The 25,899-nt window shown below is 62.7% G+C and carries 19 protein-coding genes; 11 read left to right on the top strand and 8 right to left on the bottom strand.

The annotated features are described in order from the left end of the window. Nucleotides 1-23: 23 nt before the first annotated feature. Nucleotides 24-1,406: a dihydrolipoyl dehydrogenase gene (gene lpdA / locus ARUE_RS08305; RefSeq protein WP_026005508.1), complete on the bottom strand. Its 1,383-nt coding sequence runs from the start codon at nt 1,404-1,406 to the stop codon at nt 24-26. A gap of 298 nt (nt 1,407-1,704) precedes the next feature. Beyond that, nucleotides 1,705-3,228, bottom strand: coding sequence for a leucyl aminopeptidase (locus ARUE_RS08310; protein WP_014921387.1), 1,524 nt, complete (start codon nt 3,226-3,228; stop codon nt 1,705-1,707). Between the two features lie 345 nt (nt 3,229-3,573). On the opposite strand from ARUE_RS08310, the gene ARUE_RS08315 reads away from it, so the two are divergent. The 4 genes from ARUE_RS08315 (at nt 3,574) to ARUE_RS08330 (ending at nt 8,826) form a co-directional block, all read left to right on the top strand. Next, a complete protein-coding gene (locus ARUE_RS08315; protein WP_043470029.1) occupies nt 3,574-4,512 on the top strand; it encodes a proteasome assembly chaperone family protein in 939 nt (312 codons plus the stop codon). Nucleotides 4,513-4,547: 35 nt separating this feature from the next. Continuing rightward, entirely contained in the window at nt 4,548-5,903 is a 1,356-nt protein-coding gene (locus ARUE_RS08320; protein ID WP_014921389.1) for an MFS transporter, read from the top strand. A 109-nt stretch (nt 5,904-6,012) separates the two neighbouring features. Beyond that, complete coding sequence (locus tag ARUE_RS08325; RefSeq protein ID WP_014921390.1) at nt 6,013-7,266, top strand: DUF4192 domain-containing protein; 1,254 nt, start codon at nt 6,013-6,015, stop codon at nt 7,264-7,266. 246 nt (nt 7,267-7,512) lie between these two features. After that, nucleotides 7,513-8,826 (top strand): RNA polymerase sigma factor, encoded by a 1,314-nt coding sequence (locus ARUE_RS08330; RefSeq protein WP_011774465.1) that lies wholly within the window; start codon nt 7,513-7,515, stop codon nt 8,824-8,826. Nucleotides 8,827-9,006: 180 nt separating this feature from the next. On the opposite strand, the gene ARUE_RS08335 is transcribed toward ARUE_RS08330, so the two are convergent. After that, the gene (locus ARUE_RS08335) at nt 9,007-9,228 is read right to left on the bottom strand and encodes a DUF7455 domain-containing protein (protein WP_018778705.1); all 222 of its coding nucleotides are present in this window, start codon (nt 9,226-9,228) and stop codon (nt 9,007-9,009) included. A gap of 255 nt (nt 9,229-9,483) precedes the next feature. On the opposite strand from ARUE_RS08335, the gene ARUE_RS08340 reads away from it, so the two are divergent. After that, complete coding sequence (locus ARUE_RS08340) at nt 9,484-11,592, top strand: DNA gyrase/topoisomerase IV subunit B (protein WP_014921391.1); 2,109 nt, start codon at nt 9,484-9,486, stop codon at nt 11,590-11,592. Here the strand turns inward: ARUE_RS08340 and ARUE_RS08345 are convergent. Beyond that, nucleotides 11,589-12,800 (bottom strand): MFS transporter, encoded by a 1,212-nt coding sequence (locus tag ARUE_RS08345; RefSeq protein ID WP_014921392.1) that lies wholly within the window; start codon nt 12,798-12,800, stop codon nt 11,589-11,591. The genes ARUE_RS08340 and ARUE_RS08345 overlap by 4 nt on opposite strands. Before the next feature lie 33 nt (nt 12,801-12,833). On the opposite strand from ARUE_RS08345, the gene ARUE_RS08350 reads away from it, so the two are divergent. Further along, nucleotides 12,834-13,370 (top strand): Chromate resistance protein ChrB, encoded by a 537-nt coding sequence (locus ARUE_RS08350; protein ID WP_043470031.1) that lies wholly within the window; start codon nt 12,834-12,836, stop codon nt 13,368-13,370. A 13-nt stretch (nt 13,371-13,383) separates the two neighbouring features. On the opposite strand, the gene ARUE_RS08355 is transcribed toward ARUE_RS08350, so the two are convergent. Together ARUE_RS08355 and ARUE_RS08360 are read right to left on the bottom strand one after the other, a co-directional pair. Continuing rightward, nucleotides 13,384-14,406, bottom strand: coding sequence for a M56 family metallopeptidase (locus ARUE_RS08355; protein ID WP_014921394.1), 1,023 nt, complete (start codon nt 14,404-14,406; stop codon nt 13,384-13,386). 5 nt (nt 14,407-14,411) lie between these two features. Beyond that, entirely contained in the window at nt 14,412-14,798 is a 387-nt protein-coding gene (locus tag ARUE_RS08360; RefSeq protein WP_011774471.1) for a BlaI/MecI/CopY family transcriptional regulator, read from the bottom strand. A 280-nt stretch (nt 14,799-15,078) separates the two neighbouring features. Between ARUE_RS08360 and ARUE_RS08365 the strand changes: the two genes are divergently transcribed. Genes ARUE_RS08365 through ARUE_RS08380 form a run of 4 tightly spaced genes read left to right on the top strand, consistent with a single transcriptional unit; the run spans nt 15,079 to nt 22,210 of the window. Beyond that, nucleotides 15,079-16,677: a cytochrome ubiquinol oxidase subunit I gene (locus ARUE_RS08365; protein ID WP_014921395.1), complete on the top strand. Its 1,599-nt coding sequence runs from the start codon at nt 15,079-15,081 to the stop codon at nt 16,675-16,677. Between the two features lie 18 nt (nt 16,678-16,695). Beyond that, nucleotides 16,696-17,778: a cytochrome d ubiquinol oxidase subunit II gene (cydB, locus tag ARUE_RS08370; RefSeq protein WP_014921396.1), complete on the top strand. Its 1,083-nt coding sequence runs from the start codon at nt 16,696-16,698 to the stop codon at nt 17,776-17,778. A 7-nt stretch (nt 17,779-17,785) separates the two neighbouring features. Further along, the gene (gene cydD / locus ARUE_RS08375) at nt 17,786-21,190 is read left to right on the top strand and encodes a thiol reductant ABC exporter subunit CydD (RefSeq protein WP_014921397.1); all 3,405 of its coding nucleotides are present in this window, start codon (nt 17,786-17,788) and stop codon (nt 21,188-21,190) included. Between the two features lie 9 nt (nt 21,191-21,199). Next, on the top strand, nt 21,200-22,210 hold the full coding sequence (locus ARUE_RS08380) for a GNAT family N-acetyltransferase (protein ID WP_014921398.1): 1,011 nt from the start codon (nt 21,200-21,202) through the stop codon (nt 22,208-22,210). A gap of 4 nt (nt 22,211-22,214) precedes the next feature. On the opposite strand, the gene ARUE_RS08385 is transcribed toward ARUE_RS08380, so the two are convergent. Beyond that, complete coding sequence (locus tag ARUE_RS08385; protein WP_014921399.1) at nt 22,215-22,733, bottom strand: DinB family protein; 519 nt, start codon at nt 22,731-22,733, stop codon at nt 22,215-22,217. A gap of 129 nt (nt 22,734-22,862) precedes the next feature. Here ARUE_RS08385 and ARUE_RS08390 point away from each other — a divergent pair, with 129 nt between their 5' ends. Beyond that, a complete protein-coding gene (locus ARUE_RS08390) occupies nt 22,863-23,246 on the top strand; it encodes a VOC family protein (protein ID WP_011774476.1) in 384 nt (127 codons plus the stop codon). Nucleotides 23,247-23,335: 89 nt separating this feature from the next. On the opposite strand, the gene ARUE_RS08395 is transcribed toward ARUE_RS08390, so the two are convergent. Continuing rightward, the gene (locus tag ARUE_RS08395) at nt 23,336-25,852 is read right to left on the bottom strand and encodes a DNA gyrase/topoisomerase IV subunit A (RefSeq protein ID WP_011774477.1); all 2,517 of its coding nucleotides are present in this window, start codon (nt 25,850-25,852) and stop codon (nt 23,336-23,338) included. Nucleotides 25,853-25,899: the final 47 nt, after the last annotated feature.

Genomic DNA, 25,899 nt, shown 5'->3' on the forward strand with positions numbered 1-25,899 from the left:
GATCCGTTGGGTCTTGGTAAGAGTTAGCCGTGGAGTGCCTTGCCCGCGAGGGCAAGGTGGGCTTCGCCCAGGCTTTCGTTCTGGGTGGGGTGGGCGTGGACCAGCTGGGCCACGTCCTCCGGGTAGGCTTCCCAGTTCACGATCAGCTGGGCTTCACCGATCTGCTCGCCCATGCGGGAGCCGATCATGTGGATGCCAACCACGGGGCCATCCTTCTGGCGTACGAGCTTGACGATGCCACCGGTGCCGAGGATTGAGCTCTTGCCGTTGCCGGCAAGGTTGTATTCCTGGGTCTGCACCTGGTCGTCGCCGAACTTCTCCTTGGCGGCTTTTTCTGTGTAGCCCACCGTGGCGATTTCAGGTTCGCAGTAGGTGACCTTGGGGATGTTGATGTCCTCGACGATTGCCGGGTTCAGGCCGGCGATTTCCTCGGCGACGAAGATGCCCTGCTGGTAGCCGCGGTGCGCGAGCTGGACGCCGGGGACGATGTCGCCGACGGCGTAGATGTTGCCAACGCCGGTGTGGAGGCGTTCGTTGGTGATGACGAAGCCACGGTCGATGGTGATGCCTGCTTCTTCGTAGCCAAGGTTGGCGGTCACCGGACCGCGGCCAACGGCTACGAGCAGGAGGTCGGCTTCGAACGTCTGGCCATCAACCAAGGTGACCTTGACGCCGTCGTCGTTCTGCTCAACGCCCTGGAAGAAGATGCCGGTGGTGAACTTGATGCCGCGCTTCTTGAAGGCACGCTCAAGGTTCTTGACGATCGAGGCGTCCTCGTTGGGAACCAAGGAGGGGAGGCCCTCAATGATGGTGACGTCCACGCCGAAGGACTTCCAGACGGACGCGAACTCGACGCCGATGACGCCGCCGCCCAGGACGATGGCGCTCTTGGGGATGTAGTCCATGGTGAGGGCTTGGTCCGAGGTGATGACCTTGCCGCCGATTTCCAAGCCGGGAAGTGAACGGGAGTACGAACCCGTGGCCAGGACGATGTTCTTGCCCGTATACGAGGTGCCGTTCACGACGACAGTGTTGTTGCCCTGAAGCTTGCCTTCACCCTCGATGACGGTGATGCCCTTGGACTTGATCAGTCCTTGGAGGCCCTTGAACTTACCGGCGATGATGCCGTCCTTGTACGCGTTCACGGCCGACATGTCGATGCTGTCGAGCGTGACATTCACGCCGTACTTGGCGGAATCCCGTGCGTGGTCGGCCAGTTCGGCCGAGTGCAGGAGTGCCTTGGTGGGGATACAACCGTTGTGCAGGCAGGTTCCGCCGAGCTTTGCCTTTTCCACAAGGCCAACGGTGAACCCAAGCTGTACGGCCCGCAGGGCAGTGGCGTAGCCGCCGCTGCCGCCACCGAGTACCAGGATGTCGAATTCTTGCGCAGTTGCCTGATCGGCCACTAAAACGCTCCCTCGCGTGAATGATGACACGGGACTGCGTGCCATCTGGTCTTTGGAACTTGTTCTGCCGTGATTATGCCAGCACCTAAGTTCTCTTGCATTTGTGACTATCGAGTTCACCTTAGCGAACCACCTACCCATGCTCCACCCTCTGCAGGCGTTTGTGGAGCGCTTGTGTCGAGACTCACGTTCCCTTGTGACACAGCGCTACACCCCGCATAATTCCGGGGTTGCGCCGGCCGCCGCCGAGGAACCGGCAAGGGGCCTGCGCAACCCGGAAGGGCATGGGGGAGCGGTGCTAGGCGGAGACCGCCAAGAGATCCTCAGCGTAGGCAACCAGGGTGCGGACGGTGCATCCGGTTCCCTGCTTGGGCGTGTAACCATACGGGGCGCCGTTGTTGAACGACGGGCCGGCGATATCAACGTGGGCCCACGGGATCTGCTGGCCGTCGTCGTTCTTGCCCACGAATTCACGAAGGAAGACAGCTGCGGTCATCATGCCGCCGTTGCGCTCACCGATGTTGGCGAGGTCCGCAACCTGCGAGTCCAGGCTGGGCCGGAGTTCTTCGGGGAGCGGCATCGGCCACACCAGTTCGCCCGCCCTGTCGGCCGCCGACTTCAGCGCTGCCGTGACGGAATCGGATCCCATGACGCCGGCAGTGCGCAACCCGAGGGCGATGAGCTGCGCGCCGGTCAGGGTTGCGACGTCAATGATGGCGTCCGGCTTCTCCAAGCTGGCAGCAACGATGCCGTCGGCCATCACCAAACGCCCCTCAGCGTCCGTGTTCAGAACCTCAACAGTCTTGCCGCCGTAAATGGTGAATACGTCAGCAGGCCGCGCTGCGGCACCGGAGGGCATGTTCTCCGCGATGCAGAGCCAGGCAGTTGCTTTCAGGGGCAGGCCAAGGGAGGCGATGGCCAGGACCGTGTTAAGTACGACGGCGGCACCCGCCATGTCGCTCTTCATGTCGCCCATGCCGAGGGCCGGCTTAATGGAAATGCCGCCGGTGTCGAAAGTGATGCCCTTGCCCACGAGTGCAATCTTCTTTGTGGCCTTGGCGGGGGCGTATTCCACCTTGACGAGGCGCGGTTGGCGGGTGGACCCCTTGCCGACGCCGAGAATACCTCCGAAGCCTTCCTTTTCCAGGCGCTTTTCATCCCAGACCGTGATTTTGACCGGAAGGCCCTTGGCGAGTTCCTTGGCGGACTCGGCGAACGACTCGGGATAAAGGTGGCTCGGCGGCTGGTTGACCAGGGTGCGGGTGGTGTTCACGGCACGAGCGAGGACAATCGCCCGATCAAGTGCCGGTTGGGCAGACTTGGCTTCGACATCCGAGAAAATCAGGGCCTTGGCTACTGGTGCCTTCAGTCCATCCTTGCTGGAACGGTGCTCTGTGTAGGAGTACGCGCCCAGGGCGGCTCCTTCGGCGACGGCTGCGACATCGGCGAGGGTCGCCGTCGGAAGGGCCAAGGTGACCGAAGAGGTACCGGCAAGCTGGCGCACAGCGGATCCCGCCGCACGCCGCAGCGCTTCTTCGCTGAGGCTGCCGTCATCGGACAGCTTCCCGACGCCGGCAAGAACAAGAATCCCGGAGCCTGTTTCCGGAAGGCCCGGAAGGCGGTGCGCCTGGTCTGCTGCGCCGGTGATCCCCAAAAGCTGCAAGGAACCCGCAAGGGATTCGGCGGCCTTCGCGCTCAGCGGGTTGGAAAGCAATACCGGCCCGTCCGCGCCTTGCGCGACGCCAATCACCAGCGCGTCGCTGGGGGACTTTTTCAGGTCCTTGGCGATGATGCCCAGGATGATGTCAGTAGTCTTGACCACGAGGATGTGTCCTCACTTCTCTCTGCATTGCATGGCGGGGCCGCATGTTTGGCGGCCTGCCCCGGTACGCCCCCGACGTCTTCTTGCGACGGTGGCCTTGGTCTTCAGGTCCAGCGTCGCAAAAGGGCGCCGGCCCGTTTCGATCGTAGTCTCTAGAACGCTGCGGACGGCAATTAAATGAGAGCTGCGGCACATCAGGGGCAGGAATGCCCCTTGGCCGCCCAGCGTTGTATGGATTAATAGAGTCCCGCCGCCAAGCAAGTGCCCAGCGATGTTATGTCGCCGGGTGTCATGTGCTGGGTACCGGAACCTCCCCGAATTTTGTCATTGCGAAAGGAACACGCCGTGTTTGAACGGATATCCGGCTCTCTCCTGGACCCCGAATCGCTGTACGCGCGAAACATCGAGACCTTCCACAGCCCCGAGCTTCGCGGGTTGAACATGGTCATGGGATTCACGGGCTTTGCCGATGCCGGTCACGTGGTCCGGCAGATCAATGCGGAACTGTTGGACGAACTGGGCGCCGAGGTGGTGGCCATGTTCGATGCCGACCAACTCATCGACTACCGTTCCAGGAGGCCCCACATCAGCTTTGTGGAGGACCATCTGCAGGACTACCAGGCGCCAAAGCTCGGGCTGTACAAGCTGAACGATGGTCTCGGCCAACCTTTCCTGTTGCTTGCCGGCTTCGAGCCCGACCTGCAGTGGGAGCGCTTCTCGCGTGCCGTCGTCGGAATCGTGGAAGAACTCGACGTCAACCTGGTGACCTGGATCCATTCCATCCCCATGCCCGTTCCGCACACGCGGCCTGTCGGGGTGACGGTCCACGGCAACATGCCGGACCTCATTGAGGGAATATCGAGTTGGAAGCCCACCGTGGATGTTCCTGCCGCCATTGGACACATCCTGGAACTCCGGCTCACCGAAGCGGAGCGCAACGTAGCTGGCTACGTTATCCACGTCCCGCATTACCTTTCCGAAGCTGAGTACCCGCCGGCCGCAGTCGCCGGTTTGGAATACCTGGGGGCGGCAACTTCCCTCATGCTGCCGACGGACAGGCTCCGGGAAGCCGGCCGTGAAGTGGGCCGCCAGATCGCCGAGCAGATCGAAGCTTCCGAAGAAGTGCAGGCAGTAGTGACCAATCTTGAGACGCGCTACGACGAGAAATCCGAGGGCATTGTCCGCCGCTCGCTGCTGGCCGACGAAAATGATGAACTGCCCAATGCCGAGGACATTGGCGCAGCCGTCGAGGCGTACTTGGCCCGTAAAGACTCGCCTCAATAAATCAGCTTTGAGTTGCTGACAGGCATAATTGTGGGGTGAATGCTCCCCGCGCCTGGCTCATCTGGACGATCGGCGTGTTCGCCTACCTCGTGGCGGTGGCGCAGCGAACCTCTTTTGGTGTCGCAGGGCTGGAAGCCACTGAGCGTTTTCATGCCAGTGCCGCTGCCATCTCCTTTTTCACGGTGCTTCAACTCCTGGTTTACGCAGGGCTGCAGATTCCCGTCGGCGTCTTGGTGGACAGGTTCGGTTCGCGGGCCATGGTGGCCGGCGGGGCCGTGCTCATGGGGCTGGGGCAGCTCCAGTTGGCTTTCGCGGACAGTGTTCCCGGTGGCGTCCTGGGCCGGGTCCTGGTGGGAGCCGGCGACGCGATGACCTTCATTTCGGTGATCCGCCTGGTCCCCTTGTGGTTCGCACCTGCCAAGGTTCCGCTGGTCACACAGCTGACCGGCATGTGTGGCCAGCTCGGCCAGCTCTTCAGCGTGGTTCCGTTTGCGCTGCTTCTTCACAACGCCGGATGGACCCCCGCGTTCCTCACCCTGGCCGCCATGTCCGTGCTGGCGGTGGTCCTGGTGCTCGCAGTGCTACGGGACGCCCCACCCGGGCACCCGCCACGGGAATCCGGCCAGGGTCTCCGCGCTACCGGCATCTCGCTGTCCCGCGCATGGAAGCAGCCTGGAACCCGGCTGGGGCTCTGGAGCCACTTCACCGTGCAGTTCAGCGGCAACCTTTTCGCCATGACCTGGGGCTATCCCTTCCTGTTGTCTGCGCAGGGACTTGATGCAGGTACCGTTTCCGGCCTCATGGCACTCTTCGTGGCCACGGCCATTGTTGCCGGCCCTGGGTTTGGCCGGTTCGTCTCAAGGCATCCCATGCGAAGATCTGCCATGGTCCTGCTGATTGCGTTGGCGACCGCCATGGCTTGGGCTGCAGTGCTGGTTCTTCCCGAGCGCGCGCCGCTGTGGCTCCTGGCCATTTTGGTGGTGGTGCTGGCCGTGGGTGGGCCCGGATCCATGATTGGATTCGACTTCGCCAGGACATTCAACCCTTCGCACCGGATCGGTACGGCAACGGGCATCGTCAACGTTGGCGGTTTTATTGCGGCGCTCGTCGCCATCTACCTCATCGGCGTGGTCCTCGACGTCCTGTATGCCAGCGGGTTTTCCGACGGTGATCTTTACGGGCTCGCACCGTTCCGAATCGCCCTCAGTGTCCAGTTCATACTCCTTGCCCTTGGTACGGTGCTCATCCTGGCGACGCGGCGGAAGGTGCGCCGCCAGATGGCCTCCCAAGGAATCCACGTACAGCCGCTGATGGCCGCCCTTGCCAGGCAGCGCCGGGAAAGGATTGAGCGGCGGCGTGCTTCACGGCCCGTTTCTGCGGACGACCAGTAAGGGACAGTCCGGCGCTGCTTTACTTCCGGCGCTGTTTTACTGAGGCCGGTTTTCCACATAGGCAGGATGGTCACTGTCTCCTCCGGGAGGAGTTGAGCAGGGTGGAACCATGACTTCCAACAGAACGCTCAGCATCCACCAACCCGAAGACATTCTTGGCTACATCCCCCACATGTTGGGTTACTGGCCCGAGGACAGTCTTGTGGCCATCACCATGCAAGGAAAAGTCCTTGGCGCAACGCTGCGCGTGGATCTGCCGAAACTTGGTTCGCTCCAGGCCCGCTCATATTTCGCGGACCAGATCCGCAACTTCCTGGTTGCAGACGAGGACGCCAATGGGGTGGTTCTTGCCGTTTACACTGACACGGGATGGGCCGACGGCAGTGTATCCCGGCAGGCAATGCCGCTGCTTGAGGCCCTTCAACTCAGCCTTGATGAAGTGGACTTATCGGTTCGGGACGCGTGGCTGGTTGGCTCCGACTACTGGCGCAGCGCCTACTGCACGAATGTGGAATGCTGCCCTGATCCGGGACTGCCTGTTGATCGCATCAAGAACAGCAGGCTCAGCGCAGAACTGGTGTATATGGGGAGCTCAATCGGTCCATCGCCCAGGAGCGCTTCCGGAAAGCCGCAGCTTGCACGTCCCGGGGTGCTGGATCCTTTGGTGCTGGCAGCGGAGTCACGCTACGGGAAGCAGATCCTCAGTTCGTGGCGGAGTGAGCGCTTTCTGGATGCGGTCCTTGCGGTGTGGTGCCACGTGCTCGGCAGGTGCGAAGCAAATGACCCACTGCAGCCCGGGGTTGACGCAGAGCTCATGGGTTTCCTCAGAACCACCCTCAGGGTCCCTTCATGGCGGGACGCCGTGGTTGTGATGGCGGCAGCAGGCATGGAATCTGCCAAGTCCGGTGCCGCAGCCTTCGGACTTCTTGTTGAGGATAGCGGCGACACGCCTTTCGACCCACAAGAACTCGGCGTGTTGGGCTTGGTTGTTCCCGCCGACAACGTCACGTCTGGAGGGAATTCCTCCAGGGACGTCTTCACGTACGGCGATGTTTTGTTGGGTATGCAACCGGACATGCCCCGCTGGAGCACCCTCGATGCGCTGCAAAAAGTTCTTGCCGGTTTATGTGTGGACGGTGAATCCGGTGTTGTACCTGCAGCGGCGCTGACCCTCCAAGGCTGGATTTCCTGGTGCAAGGGGCATGGATCCTTTGCACATGCCTGCCTCAGCCGGGCGGTGGCCGCACAACCGGGGTACCGATTGGCCGAACTGCTCATGGATCTCCTGGGCGAGGGGACCATCTGCCCGTGGGCACGGAACGCCGGCACTGCGTGGCGGGGGTTCAAGGACACGGTGGCATAGGCGGTTTGGAAATTCATCAGGCTTGCGTTTCGCAAAACCGTGAGACAATGGATGCCGAGACCCGGTTGGGTCCGCGTTCGAATGCCTGAATTGGCCCCTTGATCGGGAACAATACAGTGTCGTCGGGAGTTCTCTATAGAGACTCTGCAGACGGCGATCGCATTTGAAATTGATCGCGGACTTGACAGGGTCATAGTGGTGTTGCCCGTATGGTGATTCCACAGACCGCCGCTAGAAAGGTTTTCTGTGACTCCGTCTTCCGTCGAGAAGGAACCCGCCGCCCAGGCCGAACTGTCCGCTGAGGAAAAGAAGGCGGCAACATCGGCAAAGCGCGCCGCGACCCGTGCTGCCAACAAGGCCTCAGAGGGCGACTCTGACAAGCCGGCACCCAAGAAGCGTGGACCCAAGCCCGGCGCGAAGGCCGCCGCTGAAGCCGCGAACAAGTCCTCAGGCTCCGACTCTGAGGAGACCAGCGGCGAGGATGAAGACTTTGATCCCGCAGCTGCCGAGGAAGTCGAAGTCGGAGAAGATGACGTCGAGGACGGCGCCACGGCCACCAAGGACAAGGCAGCTCCGTCCGGTTCGGGATTCGTCTACTCGGATGCCGACGACGATGACGCCCCTGTCCAGCAGGTCATGTCGGCCGGTGCTACAGCAGACCCCGTCAAGGACTACCTGAAGCAGATCGGCAAGGTTGCACTGCTGAACGCAGAGCAGGAAGTCGACCTCGCCCTTCGGATTGAGGCCGGCCTCTTTGCCGAGGAAAAGATCAACGCTGACGACGGGTCCATGGATCCCAAGCTCAAGCGTGAACTTGAATTCGTCATCCACGACGGCAAGCGCGCCAAGAACCACCTGCTCGAAGCCAACTTGCGCCTCGTCGTTTCCTTGGCTAAGCGCTACACCGGCCGCGGCATGCTCTTCCTCGACCTGATTCAGGAAGGCAATCTGGGCCTTATCCGCGCTGTGGAGAAGTTCGACTACACCAAGGGCTTCAAGTTCTCCACCTACGCAACATGGTGGATCCGCCAGGCCATTACCCGTGCCATGGCAGACCAGGCCCGCACCATTCGTATTCCGGTGCACATGGTGGAAGTCATCAACAAGCTGGCCCGCGTACAGCGCCAAATGCTTCAGGACCTCGGCCGTGAACCGACGCCTGAGGAGCTGGCGCTCGAACTGGACATGACGCCCGAGAAGGTTGTTGAAGTTCAGAAGTACGGACGTGAGCCCATTTCGCTGCACACCCCGCTGGGCGAGGACGGTGACTCGGAATTCGGTGACCTGATTGAGGACTCGGAGGCCGTTGTTCCTGCCGACGCCGTTAGCTTTACGCTGCTTCAGGAGCAGTTGCATTCAGTTTTGGACACCTTGTCCGAGCGTGAAGCCGGAGTGGTGGCAATGCGCTTCGGCCTGACCGATGGCCAGCCGAAGACTTTAGACGAAATCGGTAAGGTCTACGGCGTCACGCGTGAGCGTATCCGCCAGATCGAATCCAAGACCATGTCCAAGCTGCGCCACCCGTCCCGCTCGCAGGTCCTGCGCGACTACCTGGACTAAAAACACCCAGAGTCAGTGATGAAGCGGCCCTGTCGGACTTTCCGGCTGGGCCGCTTTTCTTGTGCGCAGCATGCTGAACGCAGCCGACTGACCACAAGAGACTTAACGCAACAAGGCCCCTCCCGAAAGGGGAGGAGCCTTGTTATACGATCAAAAAGGGTTTCCGGATAGCCGGACTGCCTAGTCGACGGGTACGGGAGCCTTCTCGTTGAGGCGCTCGGTCTCATCGTGCCAGTCAGAAGTCATGGGCCGAAGCGTAGCTTCAACTGCACGTGCGTGGTGGCCGCAGAAGAGCAGCTCACCGCCGGAGGACTCGAGTACAACGCGGACGTACGCCTGGGCTCCGCAACGGTCACAGCGGTCAGCTGCGTTCAGCGTGCGGTCTGCAACTGCTGTTGTCATGTCGGCCTCCTTAGTAGTTCTGTACATCCATATAACCAGCATTCGACGCAGATCCATGGCAAGGATGGGTCACTTTCGCTGTCCGCGTATCACATGTGCGTAACGTAACCGGGCAGGCTGCGTCCGCGCTGGAGTGGCAAACCGTGTCTGATGCCTTCCCCGGCTAGGCTGGTACGGGCAGTGTTTGCCTTGAATTACCAGCCAAAACACGGTTGGGAAGCACCCCGAGATATACCCCGAAGGAGCACACCGCGAGTGGCACCGAGTTCTGAATACAACGCCCGGCATCTGTCCGTCCTTGAGGGCTTGGAAGCCGTCCGAAAACGCCCGGGCATGTACATCGGCTCCACGGACTCCCGCGGCCTCATGCACTGCTTGTGGGAAATCATCGACAACGCCGTGGACGAGGCCCTGGCAGGCTTCGGACATGACATTAAAGTCATCCTGCATGCCGATAATTCGGTCGAAATCCACGATGACGGCCGCGGTATTCCCGTGGACGTAGAGCCCAAGACCGGGCTCTCCGGCGTCGAGGTTGTTTTCACTAAACTTCACGCAGGCGGCAAGTTCGGCGGCGGTTCCTACACAGCCTCGGGTGGATTGCATGGCGTCGGCGCCTCTGTGGTGAACGCCTTGTCCAGCCGCCTCGATGTCCAAGTGGACCGCGGCAGCAAGACCTACCAGATGTCATTCCGCCGCGGTGAGCCCGGCCGCTTCATCGACTCCGGGGCGAAGCCGGGCCCTAATGCAACCTTCGAGCCGTTTGTTGAGAACTCGGTGCTGGATGTAGTGGGCAAAGCCAAGCGTGGTGTGACGGGAACCCGCGTGCGGTATTGGGCAGACCGGCAAATTTTCACCCCTGACGCCAAATTCTCCTATGACGATCTGGCAGCACGGGCGCGCCAAACATCGTTCCTTGTTCCGGGCCTGAAACTCACTGTGCGTGACGAGCGCAAGCTGGCCGGAACACCGGGGGAGGCCGGTGTCCATGAGGAAGTGTTCCACCACGACGGCGGCATCTCCGAGTTCGTTGAGTTCCTCGCTGCAGACTCGGGTGTGACGGACGTATGGCGCCTTCATGGTTCCGGAAAGTTCAAGGAAACCGTCCCTGTCCTCGATGAGAACGGGCACAGCAAGATCGCGGAAGTCGAGCGTGATTGTGAGGTGGACATCGCGCTGCGGTGGGGCATTGGGTACGAGACCACCATGCGCAGCTTCGTCAACATCATCGCTACGCCCAAGGGCGGCACGCACCAGTCGGGATTCGAAGCCGCCCTGCTGAAGACTTTCCGCAAAGCGGTGGAGACGAACGCCCGCAAGCTTAAAGCCGGTAACGACAAGATTGAGAAGGACGATATTCTCGCTGGTCTGACAGCCGTCTTGACTGTCCGGCTTGCCGAGCCGCAGTTCGAGGGGCAGACCAAGGAAATCCTGGGTACCTCCGCGGTCCGGGCCATTGTGGCCAAGGTGGTTGAAAAGGAAATAACCGCAAGGCTTGGCTCAGCCAACCGCAATGACAAAGCCCAGTCCGCGCTCCTGCTGGAGAAGATGGTTGCCGAGATGAAGTCGCGCATCTCGGCGCGCGTGCACAAGGAAACCCAGCGCCGCAAGAACGCCCTGGAAACGTCCTCGATGCCCACCAAGCTTGCAGACTGCCGCACTGATGACGTGGCGCGCTCGGAACTGTTCATCGTAGAGGGCGACTCCGCGCTCGGAACCGCCAAGCTTGCCCGCTCCTCCGATTTCCAGGCCCTGCTGCCCATCCGCGGAAAGATCCTGAACGTCCAGAAAGCATCCGTTGGAGACATGTTGTCCAACGCTGAGTGCGCGGCGTTGATCCAAGTTGTCGGCGCCGGCTCGGGCCGCAGTTTTGATATCGACGCTGCCCGGTACGGCAAGGTCATCCTCATGACCGATGCCGACGTTGACGGTGCGCACATCCGAACCCTGCTGCTGACCCTGTTCTTCCGTTACATGCGGCCCATGGTGGAAGCCGGCCGCGTGTTTGCAGCTGTCCCGCCCCTGCACCGCGTGGAAGTCATCAACCCCGGCCAGAAGGCCAATGAGATGATCTACACCTACTCGGAGGCCGAGCTTCACGTGCTCCTGTCCAACCTTGCCAAGGAAGGCAAACGCTACAAGGAGCCTATCCAGCGCTATAAAGGGCTGGGCGAGATGGACGCACAGCAGCTGGCCGAGACCACCATGGATCCGCGGCACCGGACCCTCCGTAAGGTGGGAATCGAAAGCGCCCAGCGTGCCGAGGAAGTCTTCGATCTTCTGATGGGCTCGGACGTTGCACCGCGCAAGGAGTTCATCATTGCCGGTGCCGCCACCCTGGACCGGGAGCGCATCGACGCCTAACCGTGCTTTGGCGGAACCGGCGCACCATCAGCGGCCTGTGGTGTGCGGGCGCCCGGGGCGGCGAACGTAGCCGCTCCCACCGCCAGGGCCAAAGCGCCCAGTCCCCAGGGGAGCCCGGCCGCTACGGCAACGCCGCCCACCAGCAGCGGCCCGCCGGCGTCGCCAAGTTCACGACCCAGCTCGGCTGAGCCCATGGTCCTGCCGAGGCGTTCGGCCGGCGTCGCATCGGCCAGGTGGGCGAAGGCGAGAGGCGTGGAGACGCCGATGCCTACGCCGATGAGCACTGCTGCGCAATAAATCCAGGCGGCTCCCGGCAATAAGCCGGCCATCAGGGTGCCTACCGAGATAGCCAGCAGGCCGGCCACCATGCCAGGCCTGCCGGCGATTCTTTCGTGGTCCCTCAGCCTGCCCACGCGGGGCTGTATCAGCGCCGAAGCTATGGCCAGCACTGTGACTACGGCAACGCTGCCCGCCGTTCCAAGCCCTTCCCGTGCGGCCAGCGCAGGGAGAAAGCCGACGGCGGCACCCAGTGCTCCCGTGGCAGCGGCCAGCACCAGGGTTGGTCCCAGGAATGACCGCTCGGTGCTTTGTCGCCATACATCGACGATGGTGTACCTGGGGCGGGGAAGCGGCTGCAGGCGGGGCATGGAAGCAAGGGCCCAGACAGCCACGCCCAAACCCAGGGCGGCCAGGATCCCGAACAGGAGGCTGAAACCGCCGGTGATGATGGCCAAGGCTCCCAGCAACGGACCGATCGCGTAGCCGAGTCCTTTCCATGAGCCGTAGCGGCCAAAGTAGTGGCCCGTCCGGCCGCCTGCAAGCCGTGCAACGCTGGCGGAGGAGGCCGGTGAGAAGGCAGAAGCCGCCATCCCCTGACCCAGGCGGGCGGCCGCCAGCATGGCGGGCTGGTCCGCCCAAAGACCAATCACGGATGCGGCGGAGAAAGCCACAAGCCCGCCTACGATGACCGGTTTGGGTCCGATGCGGTCGCTGAGGGCGCCGAACACCGGTTTGAGGAACACTTCCGCGACGTCGTACAAAGCCAGCAGGATCCCCAGAGTCAGCAGGCTCAATCCGATGTCGGCGCTTTCTGCCCCGAGTCCCGCGGCAACAGCATGGGCGCCGAAGGCGGTGGTAAAGCCTGCGGCGTAGAGGGGCCAACGCTGGCTGGCAGGATCGAAAGACGGACGTGCCTCTGGTGCTTTCACTCCTTGAATGTAACAGCTGCTACATTCAGGAGTGTGATTGATGAACGTTGGTTGCTCATTCTCGTTCAAGTTCCTGCTCAGCCGTCGCGGCACAGGGTGGCTGTGTGGCGGGAGCTGCGGCGGATCGGGGCAGTTCCCTTGTCGCCCGGAGCCTGGGTTCTTCCCGCCCACCCGGCCTTCGATGAGGGCCTCGCCCGGACCGAGGCGCTGGTGGCGAAGGGGGATGGGTCCTGGACCTTGGTGGACGCTGCGCCCCGTGGAAAAGGCGCGGATACCTTCCGCGGCGCTTTCCAAGCTGCCAGGTTGGAGGAATGGAAAGAGTTCACGTCGGATTGCACCAAGTTCGAGCTTGAGATCGCCAAAGAGATTTCACAGGAGAAGTTCACGTTCGCTGAACTGGAGGAAGAAGAACAAAGCCTGGAGCGCTTGAGGCGCTGGTACAGGGAGTTGAAGTCGCGCGATGTCCTTCATTTGCCGCAAGCGACGGAAGCCTCAGCGCAGCTTGCTCAATGCGCAGACACCCTGGAGGGCTACGCGTCCTTGGTGTACGACGCGACACTGCCCCAATAGCCGGCCACGCTGGTCAGCCTAATAGTCCCGGGACGATCAACAGTGCAGTGGGCACCGCAAGAAGCAAGGCTGAGGCCGCCAGGACCAGCACTCGCGCAGCCCTGGTGAGTGGAGGCTTGGGTGAGAGCAGGCGGCTGACGCGTGACGCCGTCGTACGTGGGGAATCGGCGCCGCCGGTCGCGCTGACGGCATTGCCTTCGACGACGGCGCCACCGGCGCTGAGTGCTTGGCCGCCGGCCAGTGCCTGACTGCCGTTGAGTGCCTGCCCGCCCAAGGCGGGTTGTGAGGTGCCGCTGGCAACAATGGCGATGGCCTTGATCAGGGTCCCTTTGCTTTCGGTGCGGAGTGCGACGTCGTCGGCCAGCATTTCGATCAAAGAATTAACTGCTGTCTGGGCCAGGCGTGTGGTGGGGAACCATGGCAGGGCTTGCCGCCAAGCAGCAAAGGCCCAAAGCAGAAGGTCGTGGCGTTGCGACAGGTGTGCGTTTTCGTGAATGAGCACAGCCCTGAGTTCGGCTGGCTCCAGCGCTGCCATGAGGCCGTCAGACAGCACGGTCACGGACCTGGCGCCGCCGGGCAGGCAGTAGGCCACCGGAGATTCGTGGTTGATCACCACGGTGCCCGGGCCGTCGTCGGAAGGTGACGCGAGCAGTGCCAGCAGTTCACGATGCCGGCGGCGCTGGCGTTCGATTTTGTAGTAGGTCAGCAGCAGGGTGAAGACCAGATGCGCGGTCAAGAGGGCGGCGGCTGAGAGGGCAAAGAGGTGCCAGAAGCCCAGCGCCGTGGTGGGTTCGTTATTGAATACCATCCCGGCGAGGCTCTTCAGCCCTGCAATGAGGTTGTCGCCAATGGGCTCGAGGCCGTAGACGAGCATGGCGCCGATCATCGACAAGCCACCGGCGAGGGCTATCGCCTGCCATAGCACCATGGCCGTGAAAGGGGATCGCGCCGGCCACTGCGCGCGGGACAGTAAAACGGGTACCGGCCACGCCAGAATCAATGCCAGGACCGCAAGCAGGTATGAGGTCCAGAACATACTGGCTAATTGTAGCCGAGCAGTTTGCGCAGGGTAGCGGCTTCACTTTCGGTGACGGAGCCAATGAAGCGGGCCAGTACGGCCTCACGGTCCGGGGCGGAGCCCAGAACTTCGTGCATCAGCTCGGCCGTGTGGTCGGCGCGGCTGGAAACGGCCTGGTAACGGTGCGGACGCGTACCGCGTTCACGCTCCACCAGGCCCTTCTTCTCCAGGCGCGAGAGAACCGTCAGCACCGTGGTGACTGCCAGATCCTTGCCCTGATGACCTGCGGTGCCGTCGCCGGCCTCGGAATCCTGCGCCAAAAGATCACGCAGTGTATTGGCGGTTGCAGCCTCCTGGCCTGCCCAGAGCAGATCCATCACTGCCCGTTCCAGTTCCCCAAGACTTGCCATTTATACGTCCCTACCTTCCGCTTCCCGGTGCAGTGTGGCTACTGCGGGGAGCGATGATCCAACATTCCACAATAAATCTACCGCTTTTCAGACCTTCATTCTACGTGAAGTAGAACTATCGGCGCGCCGCGCCGCCGAGCGGACCCTTGCGCGTGGGTTACGCCACTTGAAGAATGGGTTTCGTTGCCCGTCAATTGTTCTACACTGTGTAGAAGAGAAGTTTTCTACGTGACGTAGAAGTAAGGTCATCGTACTTCGGTCCACCGCACAAAGGACAGCCATGGACGCCTTGGAAATCGCACGCTGGCAATTCGGTATCACTACCGTCTACCACTTCATGATGGTGCCGCTCACTATCGGCCTCGGCCTGGTGGTGGCAATCATTCAGACCATCTGGTACCGCACCGGCAAGCCTGAGTACCTTCGCATGACCAAGTTCTGGGGAAAGCTCTTCCTCATCAACTTCATCATGGGTGTAGCCACCGGCATCGTCCAGGAGTTCCAGTTCGGCATGGCGTGGAGTGAGTACAGCCGGTTCGTGGGGGACGTTTTTGGGGCTCCGCTCGCCCTTGAGGCTTTGCTGGCATTCTTCGTCGAATCAACGTTCCTGGGATTGTGGATCTTTGGCTGGAAGCAACTCAAGCGCGGCGTGCACCTGGCCTGCTTGTGGATCGCCGTCGTCGGCTCCGTCTTCTCCGCCTACTTCATCATTGTGGCGAACTCCTGGATGCAGCACCCCGTAGGCGTTGACATGGTGGATGGCCGGCCCGTGATGACCGACGCCTGGGCAGTGTTCACCAACAACACTGCACTGGTTGCCGTGCCGCACACTCTCTTTGGTGCACTGGCTGTTGCCGGCGCCTTCCTGCTGGGCATTGCCTGGTACCACCTGTGGCGTCGCCGCCACGACGGCATTGATGTTGTGGGCGAGGACGGCAAGCTGGTCCCCGGCGAAGCTGCCATCCCGGGCCGCGACAAGTCCGATTACACCGTGTGGATGAAGTCCCTGCGGATCGGTGCTGTGGTGGCCATGATCTCCTTCGCGGGAACCGCCATCACCGGTGACCTTCAAGGCAAGCTGATGTTCGAACAGCAGCCCATGAAGATGGCCGCCGCTGAAGCTGCCTGCCACGACGGCACGGGCTTCTCGGTGCTGAGCGTTGGCAACCTGGGAGCCACCAACTGCGACGACATCGTTGCAGTTATCGAAGTCCCCGGCATCCTCTCTTTCCTGGCCAAGGGTGACTTCACCACTGAAGTGAAGGGCGTGAACAGCCTTCTGGGTGAGTACAAGGAAAAGTACGGCACCCACCTGCCGGACAACCCGCTCTACGGTGAGCGCGCCGGACAGGAAATCCAATACGTGCCCGTCATGGAAGTGACCTACTGGGGCTTCCGTATGATGATCGGTTTCGGCGGCATTGCAGCGTTCGCCGCACTGCTGGCCCTGTGGGTAACCCGTAAGGGCGTCGTTCCCCAATCCAAGTGGCTCATGCGCCTCGCTGTCTTTGGGATCCTCGCTCCCTTCGGCGCCAACGCCGCAGGCTGGATCTTCACCGAAATGGGCCGGCAACCATTCGTGGTGGCGCCCAACCCGGACATGAACGGTATTGACCAGGTCTTTATGTTCACAGCTGCCGCAGTATCCCCGGGCGTCAGCGCGGGAGAACTCATGACCTCGCTGGTGGTCCTCACAGCCATCTACGCCGTGCTGCTGGTGGTAGAGGTCAAGCTCCTGGTCAAGTACATCCGTGGTGGAGTGGCCTCGGCGATGCCTGAACTGGCCCACGCCAAAGACTCAGACAACCAACCCGACAAGAATGACGACGACACCGGCCCGGACAAGTCCGGCGACGACGTCCTGGCATTCGCCTACTAAAGCTAAGGGGTACTGACAATGGAACTGTTGCCAACCATCTGGTTCGTGGCCATCGCGGTTTTGTGGACCGGGTATCTCTTCCTGGAGGGTTTTGACCTGGGCGTCGGCATGCTCATGAAGCTGTTCGCCCGCAACAACACCGACCGCCGCGTCCTGCTGAACACCATCGGCCCTGTATGGGACGGCAACGAGGTGTGGCTGCTCACCGCAGCCGGTGCCACCTTTGCAGCTTTCCCCCTCTGGTACGCCTCGCTGTTCTCCACCCTTTACCTCCCGCTCCTGGCAGTCTTGGCCGCCTTGATCTTCCGGGCTGTCGCATTCGAATACCGCGGCAAGGTGGACTCCGAGAGCTGGCGCAACCGCTGGGACTGGGCGATCGCCGTCGGGTCTTTCGTGGCCGCGTTCGGCATCGGCGCTGCACTGGCGCTCACCACCACGGGGCTGCCCTTGGACGCCAACGGAGACCGCAGCGGTGGCCCGATGTCCTGGTTCAGCGGCTACGCACTCCTGGGTGGTTTTGGTGTCGTGGCCTTCGCCCTGGTGCACGCCCTTGCGTTCCTGGCCCTGAAGACCGACGGCGAGGTGCGGTACCGTGCACGCCGCTGGTTTGTGCGGCTGGTTCCGTTTGCGGTGTTGCCGATGTTCGGCTGGATGGTGGCCGTTCAGTTCCTGAGCGGCAAACCGTGGACCTGGGCCTTGGTGGTCGCTGCAGTGGTAGCGGTCGTCCTGGCATGGAGGCTGGCCCGTACTGGGTCCGAAGGGCGCGCTTTCAGTGCGCTCGGCGCGTTCATTGTCTGCGCCACAGCCTCGATCTTTGGAGCCGCGTTCCCTGTGGTCATCCCCTCCACCATCGATCCCGCTTTCAACCTGACCATCTCCAACGCCTCGTCCTCGGACTACACCCTTGGCCTGATGAGCATCGTGGCAGCCGTTGGACTGCCCCTTGTGATCGCCTACCAGTCGTGGACGTACTGGGTGTTCCGACGGCGTGTCAGCGCGGCCCACATCCCCGAAGCGCATGGATTCCTGCCCGCCATCGCCGCGAAGGTCATGATTTCCAAAGACAGCTCGCCCTCCACTCCAAGTCAATCGGGAGACTAGTCGACCCATGAAACCCGTGTTCCCTTCCGGCCCGGCCACGCGATCGGCGCTCTACGCCATTGGCCTGATGTCCGCCCTCAAGGCATTGTCCCTGGTGCTCATGGCCCAGGCTGTTGCAGGGATGCTGGCAGGACTCGCCTCCGGGTCGGAGGAGTGGAACAACGGACTCGTCTGGGGTGCGGTGGGGGCAGTCCTCAGGTCCCTGACCGCCTGGGGCCAAGGCATTGCCTCCAGGCGGGCCGCGCTGGGCGTCAAAGAGGAACTGCGGGCACGGCTCTTGAGGCGCTCGCTGTCCGACGGCGGTTCGTCGCCCGTAGCGGGAATGAACGACGGCGGCCTGGCCATCCTCGCGACGCGGGGACTGGACGCGCTGGACGACTACTACACCCAGTACCTACCTGCCATCGTGAACTGCGCTACGGTCCCGCTGTTGATCGGAGCCCGGATCCTCTTCGCCGACTGGGTAAGTGCCGTGGTGATCGTCCTGACGGTTCCCCTGGTCCCGCTGTTCATGGTCCTGATAGGCAGGCACACCGAAGACACTGTCCAGGAAGCGCAAACCACGCTACGGAAACTGTCCGGCCACATACTGGAGCTCGCCAAAGGCCTGCCTGTCCTGGTTGGCCTGGGCCGTGCCACGGAACAGCGCGCAGCCTTGGAAGACATCTCCGAGCAGTACCGCACCCGGACCATGGGCACCCTTCGCACGGCGTTCCTCTCCGCGCTGGCCCTCGAACTCATTGCAACCATTTCCGTGGCCGTGGTGGCAGTCTTTATTGGCGTCCGGCTGGTACATGGGGACATGCCCCTCGAAGCCGGCCTGCTGGCACTGATCCTGGCCCCGGATTGCTACCTGCCCCTCCGGGAGCTCGGTACCGCGCACCACGCCAGCGATGACGGCAGGGCGGCCCTCCAGACCACCAACAAAGTACTGGACGCCCCTTCGCATGAGCGCCTCCAGAATGGCGGGACGTCCGACGCAGCCCCGGCCGGAGTAGTGGTGGCCGACGTGTCGGTGACGTACCACGGAAGGTCCGCTGCCGCCGTCGGGCCTCTCAGCTTCACCGCCCACCAGGGGAGCGTAACAGCCCTCGACGGTGACAGCGGCGCCGGCAAGAGCACGGTCCTCGGGGTCCTCGCCGGCCTCATCGGACAGGGACCCGGCGCCGAGGTCACAGGAGTCATCACAGGTGCGGCAGCAAAGACGGTGGCGTGGGTTCCACAACACCCCGTCATGGCCGCCGAAACAGTGCAGCAAGAGATTGAGCTCTACCTGGACGGATACGTCGGGAACACCGCTGACGCCGTGACCCGCGTCCTAGGGAAAGCCTCGGCCGACCACTTGGCAGCCAAGCATCCCGCCGAACTGAGCCCGGGCGAACTGCGCCGCGTAGCACTTGCCCGTGGATTGGCCCGAGTGGAAGCCGGCGCGACGCTCTTGCTGCTGGATGAGCCCACCGCCCATCTTGACCCGTACTCCGCCAGCGTTGTCCGCCACGCCATCGAGTCACTTCGCGGCAACGTCACAGTGATCCTGGTGGCCCACGACGCCGCCACCCGGGCGCTCGCCGACCAGCTCGTGCCTGTAGGGCAAAAGAACTCCGTGCCTGCCGTGTCAGCGAAGAACGCACAGCGCACCGATGCCGCAGCCCAGCCCAACAATGCAGTCCCCGCGAAAGACGCTGCACTCCACGGTGATCTCCTTTCCGTTCCCGCGAACGGTAGCGCGCAGGGTCTTCTGCGAGTGTTGAAACCCGTGCGCTGGAAGTTCGCCGCCGCCGGAATCGTGGCCGTAGTTGCCGCCCTGTTCGCAGTGGCGTTGTCGGGACTGTCCGGGTGGCTGATCATCCGGGCCAGCCAACAGCCACCCATCCTCTACCTGCTAGGCGCGATCGTCGGAGTCAGGTTCTTCGGCATAGGGAGGGCCGTGCTGCGATACTGCGAGCGACTCCTGACCCATGATGCCGTCTTCGCTGCCATGACCCGCCTCCGCGGCGCACTGTGGGCATCACTGAGCCGCAGGGCGCTGTCTCTCCGCCGCCTCCTCCAAGGCGGCAACGTCTTGGGCTCCATCGTGGACGACGTGGACACCCTCCGCGATCTCCTGCCCAGGGTTGTCCTCCCGCCCATGACCGCCGTGGGAGTCGGGGCCGCGGCGATCCTCGCCACAGCCATGGTCTTACCGGAGGCTCTGGCAGCGGTGGTGATGGCCGCCGTCGTGGGGCTGATCCTTGCCCCGACCCTGGCCGTCCTGGCTGACAGGAACGCAGCCAAAGCCGAACAGCACATGCGTTCAGTAGTGCTTCGGGGAGTGGCCGCCGCCCTTGACGCCCGGGCGGAACTCAGCGCCAACGGAGTGAGCGAGCCCGTCCTCGGTGCACTGCGCGACAAAGACCGCACCGCCACCCTCTCTGCACAGCGCTCGGCATGGGCTGAAGGGCTCGGCCAGGCCGTGATCGTTCTCGGGTGCTCCATGGCCGCATTGTGGGCGGGCGTCCTGAGTGCGCCCGCCGTTCTGAACGGCACTGTCGCCCCTGAACTCGCAGCCGTCATAGTCCTGATGCAGCTGGCCCTGGTTGAACCATTCGGGGGCATCGTATCCGCCGTACGCCAAGCGCCCGCGCTCGCAGATGTGCTGGGCCGGGTGGCGGCATCCGGCGCTTTGGACGCTCCCGCTTCACTGAACCAAGCGGAAGACCACGACGGCGGCATCCGGCGCCTGCCGGATCGGCCCGGCAAAGCAGGACTGGAATTGATAGGTGCATCAGCGGCCTGGCCCGGTGGGCCTGACGTCTTTACTGGTGTAAATGCTGTTGCCGAGCCTGGCCGCTGGCTTGCCATAACAGGGCCTTCGGGCGCAGGGAAGTCCACGCTCCTCTCCGTGCTCCTCGGATTCCTGCCGCTGACGGAAGGAACTGTGCAGCTCTCCGGCACAGCGGCATGGTGCCCCCAGGAGGCCCACCTGTTCGACTCCACTCTTCGTGGCAACCTCCTGCTGAGCCGGCCGGCCGGAGCGAAGCCCAGCGAGGCGGAGATGCACAAGGCCCTGGCCGACGTCGGACTTGATTCAGTGGTGAATGCGTTGCCGGATGGGCTCGACGCCCGCATAGGTCCCGGTGGTTCATTCCTGAGCGGCGGCGAACGGCAGCGGCTTGCCATGGCCAGGACCCTCCTCACCGGAGCCTCCGTGTTGTTGCTTGACGAACCAACTGCCCACTTGGACGCGGGCTCGGCCCGGGAAATGATGGCTATACTCCGCAGCGGGCTCAAGGACGTCACTATTGTCCTGGTCACCCATAACCCGGAGGACATTGATCCGGCTGATGCGCGGCTTGAACTGCCCGCGGTCCGATCTGCCGTCAAGCGAAGTCCGGGCGCGGCGGAACTGGTGGGAAGGCCTACTGCTCAGTAGCCTGTTGGCATGCCTTTCGACGCCGCAAGCCAAGCCATGCCTGATGTCCTCGCAACCGGCCTTCAATGGCGGCCGGCCACCATGGAAGACCTGGATAACTGGGCAGGCCTGATCTCCCGGACGGCCGCCGTCGAACATCCCGTCTGGTATGAAAAGCGCGGCGACCTCGTCCACATCCTGCAGTCCACCAAGAACCCGCCGGAAACCAGCACCCTGTTGGGCCTGGACGCCGGGGGAGTAGCGCGCGCCTATGGGCGTATCTCCAAAAACCCCACGGGAGACAAGGCCACAGGAATGGCGTGCGTCGATCCGGAGTGGCAACAACGAGGCATCGGCTCTGCAGTCCTGGTGTGGCAGGAAGGACAAGTGCGCAACCGGTTCCAAGCCGATGAGGCCGCCGGTCACACCACGGCGCCGCCCCGCCTCCGCATCCAGACGGAGGAGCAGCACGAACATCAGGCAACACTCCTGATGGGGCACGGCTACGGGGCCGTGCGCTGGTTCAGCGAAATGCACCGGCCATTGACTGCGGAACTGCCTGAAGTCCGGCTTCCCGCCGGACTTGAGCTCAGGACCCTCGATCCATCGCTCTTCGAACCCGTGCGCCAAGCCCACAACGATGCGTTCAGGGACCACTGGGGGAGCGAACCGCGGGACGAAGAATCGTGGCGGTTCACCATCGAGGAACCCACTGCCCGGCACGATCTGGGCGCGGTGGTTATCGACCAAGCCAAAGGCGAGGTGGCCGGATACCAGCTGACCAGCTTCGATCCCGACTCTGCCGCGGATCGCGGTTTCAAGGAAGGCTACACGGAGCTCCTTGGCGTGCGGCGTGCCTATCGCGGCCGGGGCATTGCCCAAGCACTGCTCGCCGATGCCATGCAGCGCTACGCCTCGGCGGGAATGGACGTGGCATCACTGGACGTTGACTCAGCCAACCCCACCGGGGCGCTGGAACTCTACCTTGGCATGGGCTATACGCCCGTGAACCGCAGCATGACGTGGGAGAAAATGCTCTAGGTTCCTAGCCGTCCACATCATGAAGATGGTGAACAACATCGTGGAGGAAGTACTGGGAGAACGTCAGCACGGTAAATGAGGATCCATTGCTGCGCGTTCCGGTACGCTGCCAGTCATCCTCGGTGACCCGTGCGAAGGACTCGGCAATCTCCGTACCCTCGGCCTCAAGCTGATCGGCCACCGTCCGTGGGTCCGCCGAACCGTACTCTCCGTCGATCGCGGCCTGGTCCTGGTCCCAGTTGGCGAACCGGGCGTCGTCCTCCGTCAGCATCAGGTTGAGACGCTGGTCGAAAAGGCTGAAGACGTCCCGGACGTGGCATGCGTACTCCAGGTTGGACCAGGTGTGGTCATTAGGACGTGTGGCAACGTCCTCCCGGCGCAGGACGGCACGCCACCGGGGGAGCATGTTGACGACGGTGCCAGGCACCGTGGAGGGAGTCACGGTCGCGGGATCAAAACCGCACTCGGGGCAGGGCTGTGAGAGCACCCAGGTCCAGTCTTTTTCATCAGGGATGATCGGCATGCGGCCAGTCTAAGCTGATCCGCTCCGTGCCTCTGGGCAGCCCACGAAATATGGTGTCGTTTTCCAATTACTTACCGACCCGCCCAAGAGTAAAGTTCGTTCCGGGGGGAGAGCCGGAAAGAGAAAACAATGCTCAAGGATCAGCAGGTTGGTGCCGTCCTACCGGCACAGGACATAGCCCGGGCACGCGCGTACTACAGCGAAAAACTCGGACTGGAACCCGAAAATCCGGACGACGACGACAACCTCCAGTACAGGTGCGGCGATGGAACCGGATTCTTTGTCTATCAGACGTCGAATGCAGGGACTGCGAAGAACACCCAAATGGGCTGGACTGTCAGTGATGTCAAGGCCACGGTGCAGGAGTTGCGCGGCAAGGGAGTCAAGTTTGAGGACTACGACTTCCCTGGCCTGAAGACCGAAGACGGCATCGCCACGATGCCCGATGGAAGCGCTGCAGCATGGTTCCTTGACAGCGAGGGAAACATACTCAGCATCAACCAAACCGGCTAGCCCATGCGGTGGCTTCAAGGCCACGGCAGCACAAAGGCCGGAGGTGCCATAACCCCCGGCCTTTGCCGTGCTGCTTGACTTTTCTGCGGCTATTCCGCGGCTTCAGCCCAGGCCATGCTCGGCCCGATTGCCTCCACAGGCTGGGACAGCGGCACGCCCGATCCGTCCCTGCGACCATGCTCGTGGGGGAGTGCCCGTGCCACGCCGGCGGCGGATGAAGCCTTGGCAGGACCATGTCCGGCCCACGCCATCAACAGCGTGTCTTCGCCCTTGAGGAAGCGGTGAACCCGCACGCCACCTGTTGCCCGACCCTTGGCCGGATACTCCTCGAAAGCAGTCACTTTGGCAGTACCCGGCGCCGTCCCCGGAAGGGCGCCGTTGGTACCGGCAATGGTCACCACGACGGCGGCAGGATCGTCCGCGCGCACGGTACCGAAGTGGATTACTTCGTCCCCGGCCGCAAGCTTGATGCCGGCCATGCCGCCTGCTGTGCGTCCCTGCGGACGGACGTTCGACGCACTGAAGCGAAGCAATTGGGCCTGCCTTGTCACGAAGACGAGGTCCACGTTGTCGTCCTGGGCAGGTTCCACCGCGAGCACCAAGTCTTTGTCTTTAAGCGCAATGATCTCCCAGTCCTCACGGTTCAACGGGTAATCGGGCTGCACGCGCTTCACCACGCCCTGAACCGTGCCAATGGCAAGGACGGCGTCCAAGGGCACGAAAGCCACCAAGGTTTCACCCTTGAGTAAGGTGATGAAGTCCTTGGCGGGGACGCCACCGGCCAAGTTGGGCAGACCTGAGACCGGGGGCAGCACGGGCATGTCCATCACTTGGAGCCGCAGCATGCGGCCCTGCGAGGTGACCGCGCCGATTTCGCCCCTGGCGGTGGTCTTCACCACTGAGCGGAAGACGTCGTGTTTGGTGCGGGGGCCGGCCTCGGCGAGTGGCTCCTGGTTGGATGTCCTGGCAATCTGCCCTGAGACGCTGAGCAGGGCCCAGCAGGGGTCGTCCGGAATTTCCAGCGGCAGCGCTGCTGCCTTGCCTTTGGGGCCCGGAACTGACGCTGCCAATGCCGCAGCCACCGTGGGGGAAACAGCTTCCGATTCCAGCAGCACCGTGCGCCGGGGCGTGCCGTACTTCTCGGCAATGACGGCCAACTCGCCGGAAACAAGATCTCGGAGCAACTCGTCCGAGGCCAGGATGGCTTCAAGTGCCTCGATCTCGCGGCGGAGTTCGTCCTGTTCCTTCTCCAATTCAAGACGCGAGTACTTGGTCAGCTGCCGCAGGCGCAGTTCCAGGATGTAGTTGGCCTGGATCTCGGTGAGGTCGTAGATGGACATGAGGCGTTCACGCGCGGCCGAGGCTTCGTCGGAGGAACGAATGATCTGGATGACCTCGTCGATGTCCACAATCGCGATCAGCAAGCCCTCCACCAAGTGGAGGCGGTCCTTCTTCTTGCCAAGGCGGAAAGAGGTACGGCGGCGCACCACATTCAGGCGGTGTTCCACGTACACCTGCAGCAACTGCAGGAGGCCAAGCGTCTGCGGCTGGCCGTCCACCAAGGTGACGTTGTTGATGCCGAAGGAATCTTCCATGGGTGAGTAGCGGTACAGCTGCTGAAGCACGGCGTTGGGATTGAAACCGTTCTTCAACTCGATGACCAGGCGGAGGCCGTGATTACGGTCCGTGAGGTCAACGACGTCGCTGATGCCGGTCAGCTTCTTGGAATTGACGGCATCCTTGATCTTTTCGATGACCTTCTCAGGGCCCACCATGTAGGGAAGCTCAGTGACCACCAGGCCCGTGCGACGGGCAGACAGCTGTTCCACCTCAACCTTGGCGCGGGTCTTGAATGATCCACGCCCCGTGGCGTACGCGTCCCGGACTCCGTCCAGTCCCACGATGCGGCCGCCAGTGGGAAGGTCGGGCCCCGGGATGAACCGCATGATCTCCTCCAGCGTGGCACCGGGGTTGGCGATCAGGTGGCGTGCGGCGGCGATGACCTCCACCAGGTTGTGCGGAGGCATGTTCGTGGCCATGCCCACAGCAATGCCCGTGGTGCCGTTGACCAGCAGGTTGGGGAAAGCAGCGGGGAGGACATCGGGCTGCGTCAGCTGGTTGTCATAGTTGGGGACAAAGTCCACCACGTCTTCGTCAAGGTGGTCCGTCATGGTCAGCGCTGCGGCCGCCAAGCGTGCTTCCGTGTAGCGCGGTGCTGCCGGGCCGTCGTCGAGCGATCCAAAGTTGCCGTGGCCATCGATCAGTGGCAGCCGGAGGGAAAAGTCCTGCGCCATGCGGACCATGGCGTCATATATCGCGGTATCGCCGTGCGGGTGGAGCTTGCCCATGACTTCGCCCACCACGCGGGCGCTCTTGACGTGTCCTCGATCCGGGCGGAGGCCCATGTCGGACATCATGTACAGAATGCGCCGTTGAACCGGCTTCAGTCCGTCGCGTGCGTCCGGGAGGGCGCGCGAGTAAATCACCGAGTAGGCGTACTCCAGGAAGGAGCCCTCCATCTCGGAAGTGACATCGATATCGACGATGTTCTCGGTGAAATCGCCGAGGGGCTCGCCTTTGCGTGCGGGAGTTTGGCTGCGGGCCATGGGGTCGGTGGATCCTTGAAAGTTGTACTGCGGATGTTTTAGCTAGG

The organism is Arthrobacter sp. Rue61a, assembly GCF_000294695.2.
In the GTDB taxonomy this organism is placed as follows: Bacteria; Actinomycetota; Actinomycetes; order Actinomycetales; family Micrococcaceae; genus Arthrobacter; species Arthrobacter aurescens_A.

Excerpts from the sequence above, each read along its gene's own strand:
- ARUE_RS08335 (WP_018778705.1), bottom strand. The coding sequence starts at position 9,228 with ATGACAACAGCAGTTGCAGACCGCACGCTGAACGCAGCTGACCGCTGT.
- ARUE_RS08360 (WP_011774471.1), bottom strand. The coding sequence starts at position 14,798 with ATGGCAAGTCTTGGGGAACTGGAACGGGCAGTGATGGATCTGCTCTGG.
- ARUE_RS08365 (WP_014921395.1), top strand. The coding sequence starts at position 15,079 with ATGGACGCCTTGGAAATCGCACGCTGGCAATTCGGTATCACTACCGTC.
- ARUE_RS08385 (WP_014921399.1), bottom strand. The coding sequence starts at position 22,733 with ATGCCGATCATCCCTGATGAAAAAGACTGGACCTGGGTGCTCTCACAG.
- ARUE_RS08380 (WP_014921398.1), top strand. The coding sequence starts at position 21,200 with ATGCCTTTCGACGCCGCAAGCCAAGCCATGCCTGATGTCCTCGCAACC.
- cydB (WP_014921396.1), top strand. The coding sequence starts at position 16,696 with ATGGAACTGTTGCCAACCATCTGGTTCGTGGCCATCGCGGTTTTGTGG.
- ARUE_RS08355 (WP_014921394.1), bottom strand. The coding sequence starts at position 14,406 with ATGTTCTGGACCTCATACCTGCTTGCGGTCCTGGCATTGATTCTGGCG.
- ARUE_RS08390 (WP_011774476.1), top strand. The coding sequence starts at position 22,863 with ATGCTCAAGGATCAGCAGGTTGGTGCCGTCCTACCGGCACAGGACATA.
- cydD (WP_014921397.1), top strand. The coding sequence starts at position 17,786 with ATGAAACCCGTGTTCCCTTCCGGCCCGGCCACGCGATCGGCGCTCTAC.
- ARUE_RS08325 (WP_014921390.1), top strand. The coding sequence starts at position 6,013 with ATGACTTCCAACAGAACGCTCAGCATCCACCAACCCGAAGACATTCTT.
- ARUE_RS08395 (WP_011774477.1), bottom strand. The coding sequence starts at position 25,852 with ATGGCCCGCAGCCAAACTCCCGCACGCAAAGGCGAGCCCCTCGGCGAT.